The sequence below is a fragment of the Methylocystis heyeri genome (assembly GCF_004802635.2).
Lineage (GTDB): Bacteria > Pseudomonadota > Alphaproteobacteria > Rhizobiales > Beijerinckiaceae > Methylocystis > Methylocystis heyeri.
Genome location: NZ_CP046052.1, coordinates 2,567,981 through 2,579,068, shown reverse-complemented (window position 1 = coordinate 2,579,068; position 11,088 = coordinate 2,567,981). Strand labels below are relative to the sequence as shown.

Here is an 11,088-nt window from a genome sequence, read left to right as displayed (position 1 = left end):
TTAGTTTTCAACGCATGTTCCGGGGAGGAAGCCTTTAGGTTTTCTGGGAATGTGCCAAACACCCAAGGAAGGGAATTGAAATGAGCTTTACACTGATCGAACAGGCGACCCCGCGTCTGCACCGCTCCGAGCTGGCCGTGCCGGGTTCGGCGCCGGGCATGTTCGAAAAGGCCGCGCAGTCCAAGGCCGACCAGATCTTCCTCGACCTCGAAGACGCCGTCGCTCCGGACGACAAGGAGCAGGCGCGCAAGAACATCATCCAGGGCCTCAACGACATCGACTGGGGCAAGAAGGTGATGACGCTGCGCATCAACGGCCTCGACACGCAGTATTGCTACCGCGACGTCGTGGACGTGCTTGAGAACTGCCCGCGTCTCGACGTGGTGCTGATTCCCAAGGTCGGCGTGCCGGCGGACGTCTACGCGATCGACATGATGATCACGCAGATCGAGCAGTACAAGAAGCGCACCAAGAAGATCGGCATCGAAATCCTGATCGAGACCGCTCTCGGCATGGCCAATGTCGAAGCCATCGCCCAGTCCTCCAAGCGCCTTGAGGCCATGTCCTTCGGCGTCGCCGACTATGCCGCCTCGACCCGCGCCCGCACCACCGTCATCGGCGGCGTGAACCCGGACTACGGCGTTCTGACCGACAAGGACAAGGACGGCAACCGCGACTACTACTGGATGGACCAGTGGCACGCCGCCCAGACCCGCATGATGGTGGCCTGCCGCGCCTATGGCCTGCGCCCGATCGACGGCCCGTTCGGCGACTTCAACGATCCGGAAGGCTATAAGGCCGCCGCCAAGCGCGCCGCGGTGCTCGGCTATGAGGGCAAGTGGGCGATTCATCCCTCGCAGATCGAGCTGGCCAACGAGGTGTTCACCCCGTCGGAAGCCGAAGTGACCAAGGCCCGCCGCATCCTCGAGGCGATGGCTCAGGCCGCGAAGGAAGGCAAGGGCGCGGTTTCGCTCGACGGCCGCCTCATCGACATCGCCTCGATCCGCATGGCCGAGGCCCTGATCGAAAAGGCCGACGCGATGGCCTCCGCCTGAGGCGTTACGAGAATCCCGTCGGCCGCTCCCCCGAGCGGCCGACGCTTTCATTGAATTTTTTCCTTTCTGCCTACGCATCCCGCATCTGAGGTCACCATGCGGCAGATTCTCCTCGGCGCGATTTCCTGCCTCCTGTTCCTGCCCGGCGCGGCGCATGCCTGCGGGGGCGCCGGCGGACCGCCCGCCCAGCATTGGTCGCTCGACCATAAATCCTATGCCGGCGGCGCCGGGTTGCCTTTTCTCAGCCCCGGCAACGACAGCCGCATCAATCTCCAACTGCTGACGCTCGACGCGCGTTCGCTGACGCTGCCGGCCGGCGCGACGCCCGAGGCCTCGAAGGACGTCGACGCAGCCTCGATGTTCACCATCGCCGATCTCAGCAGCGCCTGCGGCCGCATCCCGGCGCCGGGCGTCGCGCCTCCGGACGCCAGCGCTGCCTCGCCCGCATTGGCGGACGGCGAAGGCAGCCGCTGCCTTTCGCTGGAGGCGGGCAGGAAGGCCTTCGTCGAGGCCGTGCAAGCGGACAAGTCGCTGTCCGAAGCCGAGCGCGACGCGCTGACGGCGGCGCGCGCGCGCGTGACCGCGACCTGCGACGACAAGACGAGTCCGGCGACGAGCGAGGACCCGCTCGCGGGCGCGCCGAAACCTTCCGCCGCCGCCCGGGATTTCGCGGCCTATCTGGTCGCGGCGCAGCAATTCTACGACGGCGCCTTCGACGAGGCGCGGGCCGGTTTCGAGGGGCTGGCGAAAGCCCAAAACGCCTGGCTGCGCGAGAGCGCCCGCTACATGGTGGCGCGTACGCTGCTCAACAAGGCGCAGAAGGGCGCCTTCGCCGATTTCGACGGCGTTCCCGAGCCCAAGGTGACCGACCGGGCCTCGCTCGACGCCGCAGAAGCCGCGTTCAAATCCTATCTCGCCGATTATCCGGCGGGACGCTACGCCGCCTCGGCGCGCGGCCTGCAGCGGCGCATCTACTGGCTCGCCGGCGACAAGGCGCGGCTCGCCGCCGATTATGGCGCGCGCATCAAGCGCGCCGCCGGCTCGGCTACAGATCCCGACATCCCCGCACTGGCGCAGGAGATCGACCTCAAATATCTCGGCGACGGCAAGGCTGCAGCCGCCGAAGGCGTCGACCCCAACCTTCTCGCCGTCGCCGATCTGATGCGCATGCGGCGGGAGGCCGGCGACAAGGCGCCGCAATTCCCCGCGGCCGATCTCGACGCAGAGGCGCCGCGCTTCTCCGGCAACGAGCGGCTGCTCGCTTTTCTCAAAGCCGCCCGCGCCTATTATATCGACGGCGACTCCGCGACGACGCTGCGGCTGCTCGGCGAGGCGCCCGCCGCCTTCCCGCCGCTGTCATGGGTGGCTTTCAGCGCCGAGATGCTGCGGGGTCAGGCGCTGCTGGCCTCGGCGCGCTTTTCCGAGGCCGCCGAGCAGTTTTCGCGCCTGCTGCCGCTCGCCGCGCAGCCCTGGCGGAAGGAGGCGGTCGAGGTCGGTCTGGCCATGGCCTGGGAACGGGCCGGGACCGCCAACAAAATCTTCCTGCCCGAGACGCGCCTCTCCACGCCGAGCGTGCGCGCCATTATCCTGCGCCATGTCGCGGGGCCGATCCTGCTGCGCATGGCCGTCGAGGACCCGTCGTCGATTCCAGCGGAGCGGCGGCTCGCGCGCTTCGTGCTGCTCTACAAGGAGGCGACGCGCGGCCAATACGCCGGCTTTCTGAAGGACTATTCGCCGGAAGCCGTCGAGAAGGACGACGCCGGCGCCGATCCGCAGGAGATGACGCCGAAGTCGACGCTGTTCAAATGGGACGGCTCGGCGGAATCCTACCCTTGTCCGACATTGAAGTCGGTCGTCGCCGAGCTTGCCGCCGATCCGCGCTCGCCCCACGGGCTGCTGTGCCTCGGCGACTTCACGCGCAGCTCCGATCTCGACGACTTCGAATATGACAGGCCGGCGCCGAACGAGCTGGGCGGCTCCAAATCGATCTTCCCCGGCGAGAAATTCTCCCGCGGCGAAATCTACAAGAAGCTCATCGCCGACCCGAAGACGCCCGATCGCAAAAAGGCCTATGCGCTCTTCCGGGCGGTCAACTGCTACGCTCCGGTCGGCGCCAACGGCTGCGGCGGCAAGGATGTGGATCTTCGGCAGCGCAAGGCCTGGCATGACCAGCTCAAGGCCCGCTACGGCGCGACGCCCTGGGCGAAGAGCCTGAAATATTACTGGTGACATGAAGCGGCTGATCCTCGTCGTGCTCGCTCTGCTCGGCCCGGCCGCCTCCGCGGGCGCCGAAAGCGAGGTGCGCGCCGCGGATTACGACGCCTATTGGCTCTGGGCGGGCGTCAGATCCCGCCCCGGATTAGAGGCGGCCAAGACGCTCTATCTGTTGCAGGGCGAGATCGCCGAGGACGCTTCCGGCGCCGTGCGGCTGCGGGCGCAGGGGGCGACCGAGCCCGGCCCGCATCGTCCGCGCCTCTGGCTGGTCTACCGCGTCCGCAGCCTCGCCTGGAGGCCGGAAGTCGTCGCCGGCGTGCGCCGCCGCTTCGCGCTCTGGCGCGCCCAGCCCGGCGATGTGGCGGGAGTGCAGGTGGATTTCGACGCCTCGACCCGCGGGCTGCAGCAATACACGGCCTTCCTGCGGGAGTTGCGGTCGGCCCTGCCGCCCGATTGCGCGCTCAGCGTCACCGGCCTGATGGACTGGGCCTCGCAGGCGCGGCCGGAGGATATCGACGCGCTCGCCGGCAGCGTCGACGAGCTGGTCTTTCAGACCTATCGCGGCCGCGAGACCGTGCCCGATATCGACGCCTATGTCGCGCGGCTCAAGCGTCTGCATACGCCGTTTCGCCTCGGCCTCGCCGAAGGGGCGCAATGGCGCTCGGCCGACGCGCTCGCAGCGCATCCCTACTTCCGCGGCTATGTCGTCTTTCTCCGCAACCAGCATTGAGGACACGCAATGACGATCGTTTTCGAAATAGTGGTGATTGTAGCGTTTTTCCTGGGCTTTTATCTCGGCTGGCGTTTGCGCCGGACCGCGCATAAAATGCACATCTTTCGAATAAACGAAGAGAAATGAATATCTGGCGGCAGGCTTCGTTCCCGCCGGCGTCGGCCCTTGGCGTCCCGGGCTGCCGCCGATAGTGCAAAAAAACTTTTTACCTCCCGTCGGACAATGGATAACACAGAGGCAGACGCGCTCGCGTCCATGAAGGGTTTCTTATCTCCATGACCATCGACCACCGCCAGCTTCTCCGCGAAATGTTCGACGCCGCCGTGGGCGCGGCCCATCCCTCGGTCTGCGTGCCGCCTTTTCTGGCCGGGATCGAGCCGCCCAAGGGCCGCACCATCGTCGTAGGCGCGGGCAAGGCCGCCGCCGCCATGGCCGCCGCCGTCGAAGCGCATTATCCCGGCCCGGTCGAAGGGCTGGTCGTCACCCGCTATGATCACGGCGCGCCGACCAGACATATCGAGGTCATCGAGGCCTCCCATCCGGTGCCGGACGCCGCCGGGCGCGAAGCCGCCGCGCGGGTGTTCCAGCGGGTGCAGGGGCTGACCAGCGACGATCTGGTTCTGGCGCTAATCTCCGGCGGCGGTTCGGCGCTGATGGCGCTGCCGGCCGAGGGCGTGACGCTGGAAGAAAAACAGGCCGTCAACAAGGCGCTCCTCAGAAGCGGCGCCAATATTTCCGAGATGAATTGCGTGCGCAAACATCTCTCGGCGATCAAGGGCGGCCGTCTCGCCCGCGCCGCCGCGCCGGCGCGCGTCGTGGCGCTGATGATCTCGGATGTGCCCAACGACGATCTTTCGGTGATCGCCTCGGGCCCGACGGTTCCCGACGCCACCACCCGGCACGATGCGCTCGCGGTCCTCGCCAAATATAAGATCGAGGCGCCCGCGGCCGTCCTCGCGCATCTGAACAGCCCCGCCTGCGAAACCCCCAAGCCGGGCGATCCCATCTTCGAGCGGGTCCAGAACATCCTCATCGCCACGCCTCAAGGGTCGCTCGACGCTGCGGCGGCGGTGGCCAAAAGGGGCGGCTTTACGCCTTGTATCCTCGGCGATCTCGAAGGGGAATCGCGCGACGTCGCGCTGGTTCACGCCGGCATTGCGCGCCAGATCGCGCTGCATGGCCAGCCCTTCGAGCCGCCGGTCGCGATCATTTCCGGCGGCGAGACCACTGTGACGGTGCGCGGCGACGGCAAGGGCGGCCGCGACGCCGAATTCCTGCTCGGCCTCACTCTGGCGCTGGAAGGTTTCGGCGGAATTTCGGCCATCGCCTGCGACACCGACGGCATCGACGGGGTCGAGACCAACGCCGGCGCCATCATGACGGCCGACAGCTACGCCCGGGCGCAAAAGGCCGGCGTCGATCTCAAGGCGCTGTTCGCCAATAACGACGCCTTCACCGCTTTTGAAAAACTGGGCGATCTCGTCGTCACTGGGCCGACGCGGACCAATGTGAACGACTTCCGCGTGATCCTCGTGCCGAAGCGGGTGTGAGAAGCTGATCTCCTCTCCCCGGCGGGCGGGGAGTTCGCCACGGTGGCGGCGTGAAGGGCGCTCACCCTCCCCTGGAGGGGGAGGGTCGCCGTGAAGCGGCGGGGTGGGGTGACACGCTCATTTAACGCTTTTTCCCCCGCCCGACCGCCTCCGGCGGTCGACCTCCCCACGCAGGGGGAGGTAGGGCCGCCCTATATCGAATGGTATGGCCCTTCACCGGTCGCCATCAGGAAAACGCGCCCCTTTAGAAGGCCTCGCCAATGCCTCTGTTGATGCCGGCGCCGGAGCCGGAGATTCTCTCCCGCCGCTCCGAACTGCTGACGCGTCTCGCGCAGATCCTCCCGGCGCAGAACGTTATCGCCGACGAGACTGCGCGCCGCGCCTATGAATGCGACGCCTTCACCATGTATCGCGCGCTGCCGCTGGTGGTGGTCCTGCCGGAGACCGTGCCGCAGGTTCAGTCGATATTGGCGCTGGCGCAGGAGATGAACGTCAAGGTGGTGCCGCGAGGCGGCGGCACTTCGCTCTCGGGCGGCTCCATGCCTCTCGAAGACGGTATTCTTCTGGGAATGTCGAAGTTCAATCGCATTCTCGAAATCGATTACGAGAACCGCTGCGCGCGGGTGCAGCCGGGAGTTCAGAACCTCGCCATTTCCAAAGCGGTGGAGCATGCCGGCTTCTATTACGCGCCCGATCCATCTTCGCAGATCGCCTGTTCGATCGGCGGCAATGTCGCCGAGAACGCAGGCGGCGTCCATTGCCTCAAATATGGGTTGACCACTAATAACATCCTCGGCCTCGAAGTCGTGCTGATGGGCGGCGAAATCCTGCGCCTCGGCGGCAAGCATCTCGACAGCGAGATGTACGATCTTCTCGGCCTCATGACCGGCTCGGAAGGCCTGCTCGGCGTCGTGACCGAAGTGACGGTGCGCATTCTGCAAAAGCCTCCCGTTGCGCGGGGGCTTCTGCTGGGATTTGCCAGCGTCGAGGCCGGCGCGCGCTGCGTCGGCGCCATCATCGCGCAAGGGATCATTCCCGGCGGCATGGAAATGATGGACAAGGCCACAATAAGGGCGGTGGAGCGCTTTCAGCCCTGCGGCTATCCGCAGGACGCGGCGGCTATCGTCATCGTCGAGCTCGATGGAACGCCGGCGGAGGTCGATCATCTGGTCGGCGTGGTCGAGAAAATCGCGCGCGCGGAAGGGGCGACAACGACAAAAGTTTCGAACAGCGAGGCCGAGCGCCTGCAATTCTGGGCGGGACGCAAGAACGCCTTTCCGGCGGTGAGCTGCATCGGCCCGGATTATCTCTGCATGGACGGGACCATTCCGCGCAAGCGCTTGCCCGAGGTGCTGACCGGCATGGACGAGCTGGCCAAAAAACACGGGCTTCGCGTCGCCAATGTGTTTCACGCCGGCGACGGCAATCTCCATCCGCTCATCCTTTATGACGCCTCGATCGAGGGCGACATCGAGCGCGCGGAAAATCTCGGCGCTGACATATTGCGGCTCTGCGTCGCCGTCGGCGGCGTGCTGACCGGCGAGCATGGCGTCGGGGTGGAAAAGCGCGACCTCATGGGCGAGATGTTCAACGAGATCGACCTCGCCCAGCAGATGCGGGTCAAATGCGCTTTCGACCCTTCCGGGCGGCTCAACCCCGGCAAAGTGTTTCCCGAGCTGCATCGCTGCGCGGAGCTGGGCGCAATGCATGTCGTCGGGGGCGCGCTGCCCTTTCCCGATCTGCCGAGGTTCTGATGGCATTCGCGCCCGCCGACGAGCAAGAACTCTCGCAGGTCGTCGCCGCCGCGGCGGCGGAAGCCCGGCCCTTGCGGATAACCGGCTCCGGCTCGAAAGCCGGTATCGGCCGGCCGTCGATCGGCGAAGAGCTTTCGTTGCGGGCGTTGAGCGGCGTGGTTCTCTATGAGCCGGAAGAGCTGGTGCTGATCGCCGGCGCGGCGACGCCCATAGCCGGGATCGAGGCTCTGCTCGCCTCCCACAATCAGCATCTTGCCTTCGAGCCGATGGATTGCGGGCCGTTGCTCGGAGCCGGAGCAGGGCAGGGCACGGTGGGAGGCCTAGTCGCGGTCAACGCCTCGGGGCCGAGGCGCATCAAGGCCGGCGCCGCCCGCGATCATGTGCTCGGCTTTCGCTGCGTCACCGGGCGGGGCGAGATTGTGAAATCCGGCGGCCGGGTGATGAAGAACGTCACCGGCTACGACCTTTCAAAGCTCGTCGCAGGCTCTTTCGGCACCCTTGCCGCGTTGACGCAGATCACTCTGAAAACGCTGCCGGCCCCTGAGACCTCACAGACGCTTGTGCTGCTCGGAACCGAGGAGCAGGCGGGTCTCCTTGCGCTGCGCAAGGTCTCTGGCGCGCCGCTGGAGGCGAGCGCTCTGGCGCTGCTTCCCAAGGGCGCCGCGCCCCTTGACCTCGGCGAGAACGCCGCGGCAATCCGTCTCGAGGGGCCTGAGATTTCCGTGGCGCAAAGGCTCGAAGATTTGCGCGGCCTGTTGAAGCCTTTCGGCGGCGGGGTAGAAATTCTCGGCGGCGAAAGTTCGGCGTCGCTGTGGCGGGCGCTGCGCGACGCAGAGCCGGTCGCAAGCCTCGATGGCCATATCTGGCGCGTTTCGGTTGCGCCAAGCGACGGCTTCGCTCTCGTCAGCGCGCTGAAAGAAAGCGCCCTGCCGCTGCTGGGTTATTTCTATGATTGGGCGGGCGGCCTGGTGTGGCTGTGCATGGCGGATGCAGAGGACGCTCACGCAAAGCCTTTGCGCGCGGCCGTCGACCGGCTTGGCGGACATGCGACGCTCATTCGCGCCAGCGCGACAACGCGCGCGGCGGTCGATGTGTTCCATCCCCAGCCGCCGGCCTTGGCCGCGCTCTCGAGGCGCGTGAAGGAAAGCTTCGATCCGGCGCATATTCTGGAGCGTGGGCGCTTGCGGGCGGAGTTTTAAGGCATGGAGACCCATTTTTCCCTCGCCGCCCTTGCCGATCCCGATGTGGCGCAAAGCGAAAAGATATTGCGCGCCTGCGTGCATTGCGGCTTTTGCACCGCGACCTGCCCGACATTTCTTTTGACCGGCGACGAGCTCGATTCGCCGCGGGGGCGGATCTATCTCATCAAGGACATGCTGGAGAACGAGCGGCCCGCCGACGCGCGCATCGCGCGTCATCTCGACCGCTGCCTCTCCTGCCTCTCCTGCATGACGACTTGTCCTTCGAGCGTGCATTACATGCATCTCGTCGATCATGCCCGCGCCCATGTCGAAAAGAGCTTTGCACGACCCCTCGGGGATCGTCTGATGCGCGGCCTTCTCGCCTTGGTGCTGGCGCGCCCGGCGCTGTTTCGGCTCAGTCTGCGCGGGGCGGGTCTTGCCCGCGGCCTCTCTGGGTTACTGCCGGGTCGTCTGCGCGGGCTCGTCGCCATGGCGCCGCGGACCTTGCCAGAGCCCTCGACGGTCGACCGGCCGCAGGTTTTTCCCGCGCAAGGGGCGCGGAAGATGCGCGTCGCTTTGCTGAACGGCTGCGCCCAGACCGTGCTCGACACGCGCATCAATGAGGCGACGGTGCGTCTGCTGACGCGGCTGGGGGCGGAGGTCGTCGTCGCGCAAGGGGCCGGCTGTTGCGGCGCGCTCGCCCATCACCTCGGCAAGGCCAGCCAGTCCCACGCATTCGCGCGCAAGAATATCGAGGCCTGGACGCGCGAGATCGAAGCCGGCGGGCTCGATCATATCGTCATCAACACCTCGGGCTGCGGAACCAGCGTGAAGGATTACGGCTTCATGTTCCGGGGCGATGCGCAGCTTGCCGAAAAAGCCGCGCGCATATCGGCCATGGCGCGCGACGTCAGCGAAATCGTGGCGGCGCTGGATTTCAGGTCCACGGGAAACGCCGCGCCGCTGCGCATCGCCTATCATTCGGCGTGCTCGCTCCAGCACGGACAGAAAATCACTCAGGAGCCGCTCAGCTTGCTGAAGGCGGCGGGGTTCGAGACCCTGAGCGTTCCCGAGGGCCATATCTGCTGCGGCTCGGCGGGAAGCTATAATCTGCTCCAGCCCGAGATTGCGACGCAGTTACGCGATCGCAAACTCGCCAATATCGAGTCTCTCGCGCCGCAGGTCATCGCGGCCGGCAATCTCGGCTGTATGGTCCAGATCGGCTCGGGAACCGGCATTCCCGTGGTTCATACGGTCGAGCTGCTCGATTGGGCGAGCGGCGGGCCGAAACCTGAGGCGCTCACCGCGGCGGCGGGCGCCTGATTGGTTTCACGCCGTCATCGCGAGGAGCGTAAGCTCCGCGGCGATCCAGGGGGGCTGGGCGCTGCTCTGGATCGCTTCGCCTTCGGCTCGCGATGACGCGAACCGATCAGAGGGGGCCACACTTCGTCAGCGCAAAAACCCCACAATATCTTTCACCGCGTTCATATTCTCGCGGGCGATGGCGCGGGCGCGTTCGGAGCCGTCGCGCAGCACCTGATCGATATAGCCTTCGTCCTCGCGGATGCGGCGCATCTGCGCCGTGATCGGCGACAGCTTCGCCACCGAAAGATCGACCAGCGCATTTTTGAAGCTGGAGAAATTGGCGCCGCCGAATTCGCTCAGCACATCGGTCTTGGCGCGACTGGAGAGCGCGGCAAAAATGCCGACGAGATTATTGGCCTCGGGGCGCCCTTCCAGTCCTTTTTCCTCGCTCGGCAGGGGCTCGGGATCGGTCTTGGCCTTGCGGATCTTTTGCGCGATCTGGTCGGCGTCGTCCGAAAGATTGATGCGCGAATATTCCGAGGCGTCGGATTTCGACATTTTCTTGGAGCCGTCGCGCAGGCTCATCACGCGCGTCGCGGGACCGGAGATGAGAGGCTCCGGCAGCGGAAAGAAAACGCCGCTTTCATAACCGTTGCGAAGGATCGACTCGGAGAAGTCGTTGTTGAACTTCTGCGCAATGTCGCGCGCGAGTTCGAGGTGCTGCTTCTGATCCTCGCCGACCGGCACATGGGTGGCGCGATAGAGCAGAATGTCGGCGGCCATCAGCACCGGATAATCGAGCAGGCCCATCGAGGCGTTTTCGCGATCCTTGCCGGCCTTGTCCTTGAACTGCGTCATGCGGTTCAGCCAGCCGATTCTCGCCACGCAATTGAGCACCCAGGCGAGCTCGGCGTGTTCGGGCACCTGGCTCTGGTTGAAGACGATGTTCTTCCTGGGGTCGATGCCGCAGGCGATGAAGGCCGCCGCGATCTCCCTTGTGTTGTTGCGCAGCGCGATGGGGTCCTGCGGCACGGTGATGGCGTGCAGGTCGACGACGCAGTAAAGGCATTCGTGGCTCTTCTGCAGCTCGACGAATTTGACGATGGCGCCGAGATAGTTGCCGAGATGCAGATTGCCGGTGGACTGCACGCCGGAAAAGACGCGCTCGGGGAAAGAAGGAGCGGGGAGTTGGGTCTTCTCGTCGTGCTCAGCCATGGGATCGCCGGATAGAGTGTTTTCACGCGAAAACACGATCAAACAGGAACCGTGCAGAATTTCCGGTCCAGAAATTCTCCA

Annotated in this window: 8 protein-coding genes; 7 read left to right on the top strand and 1 reads right to left on the bottom strand. The window is 65.7% G+C overall.

The window, feature by feature from the left end:
• Positions 1-80: 80 nt before the first annotated feature.
• The 7 genes from H2LOC_RS11805 (at position 81) to glcF (ending at position 9,810) form a co-directional block, all read left to right on the top strand.
• Positions 81-1,055, top strand: a complete 975-nt coding sequence (locus H2LOC_RS11805; RefSeq protein WP_136496576.1) for an HpcH/HpaI aldolase/citrate lyase family protein — start codon at positions 81-83, stop codon at positions 1,053-1,055.
• 96 nt (positions 1,056-1,151) lie between these two features.
• Positions 1,152-3,284: a PA5441 family protein gene (locus H2LOC_RS11800; protein ID WP_136496575.1), complete on the top strand. Its 2,133-nt coding sequence runs from the start codon at positions 1,152-1,154 to the stop codon at positions 3,282-3,284.
• A 1-nt stretch (position 3,285) separates the two neighbouring features.
• On the top strand, positions 3,286-3,999 hold the full coding sequence (locus H2LOC_RS11795; RefSeq protein WP_136496574.1) for a DUF3142 domain-containing protein: 714 nt from the start codon (positions 3,286-3,288) through the stop codon (positions 3,997-3,999).
• A 278-nt stretch (positions 4,000-4,277) separates the two neighbouring features.
• Entirely contained in the window at positions 4,278-5,552 is a 1,275-nt protein-coding gene (locus H2LOC_RS11790; protein ID WP_136496573.1) for a glycerate kinase type-2 family protein, read from the top strand.
• 260 nt (positions 5,553-5,812) lie between these two features.
• Complete coding sequence (locus tag H2LOC_RS11785; protein ID WP_136496572.1) at positions 5,813-7,306, top strand: FAD-linked oxidase C-terminal domain-containing protein; 1,494 nt, start codon at positions 5,813-5,815, stop codon at positions 7,304-7,306.
• Positions 7,306-8,505, top strand: a complete 1,200-nt coding sequence (gene glcE, locus H2LOC_RS11780) for a glycolate oxidase subunit GlcE (protein ID WP_136496571.1) — start codon at positions 7,306-7,308, stop codon at positions 8,503-8,505. The genes H2LOC_RS11785 and glcE overlap by 1 nt, the downstream gene beginning before the upstream one ends.
• 3 nt (positions 8,506-8,508) lie before the next feature.
• Positions 8,509-9,810 carry a glycolate oxidase subunit GlcF gene (gene glcF / locus H2LOC_RS11775; protein ID WP_136496570.1) on the top strand — a complete coding sequence of 434 codons (1,302 nt, stop codon included), beginning with the start codon at positions 8,509-8,511 and terminating at the stop codon, positions 9,808-9,810.
• Between the two features lie 126 nt (positions 9,811-9,936).
• On the opposite strand, the gene trpS is transcribed toward glcF, so the two are convergent.
• Complete coding sequence (trpS, locus tag H2LOC_RS11770; protein ID WP_136496569.1) at positions 9,937-11,007, bottom strand: tryptophan--tRNA ligase; 1,071 nt, start codon at positions 11,005-11,007, stop codon at positions 9,937-9,939.
• Positions 11,008-11,088 lie beyond the last annotated feature (81 nt).